At 34.4% G+C, this 627-nt stretch carries 1 protein-coding gene; it reads left to right on the plus strand.

The genetic code is table 11. The features are described 5' to 3' along the window. A partial coding sequence (locus ACFINZ_RS11455) for an outer membrane protein (protein ID WP_375701575.1) occupies positions 1-307 on the plus strand: 307 nt, incomplete at its 5' end. Positions 308-627: the final 320 nt, after the last annotated feature.

A 627-nucleotide genomic window follows, 5' to 3' on the forward strand; every position in this document is an offset into this window, starting at 1 on the left:
CGCTGATCGCATTATGCCTTATGTTGCTGGTGGTGTTTCCTATGCACAGGTACAAGCTGTCAGTTCTACTAAGGTAACAAAAGCAGCAGATGATGCAGAAATCGCTTCTGCTCAATTGTTTGATAAAACAAAGACATTAGTTGGTTTCACTCTTGGCGGTGGTGTTGATTTTGCTATGACTGATAATGTTTTATTGCGTGCAGAATACCGTTACTCAGATTTCGGTAAAAAGAAATTTGAGAAGGAAGGAAGCGAACTGAGCTACAAAACCAATGATTTCCGTGTTGGTGTCGCTTACAAATTCTAATTGATTGTGAATTAACACAGATTTTGACTGGGCCTCTATTTATAGCTATGTTATTTTTACGACAGATCTTTTAAAGAAAAGTGTTACATGGATAATATGTATTGGCTTTATAGCTATGATTATTATAAAGCCTTATGTTACTGATGATATTATTTATATGTAGTTGTAAGCCTGTCCATTTGATTTCAATAAAAATGATTTAGCAAATAAAATCTATAGCAGTTGTGCATATTCCTTATCTTATAAGAAGAAGATAGATGGCTATATCCTTGATGGGGAATTTGACCTTGCAATGATTGATAACATGATTTTGCATGTTG

Source organism: Bartonella sp. AA81SXKL, assembly GCF_042196945.1.
Taxonomy (GTDB): domain Bacteria; phylum Pseudomonadota; class Alphaproteobacteria; order Rhizobiales; family Rhizobiaceae; genus Bartonella.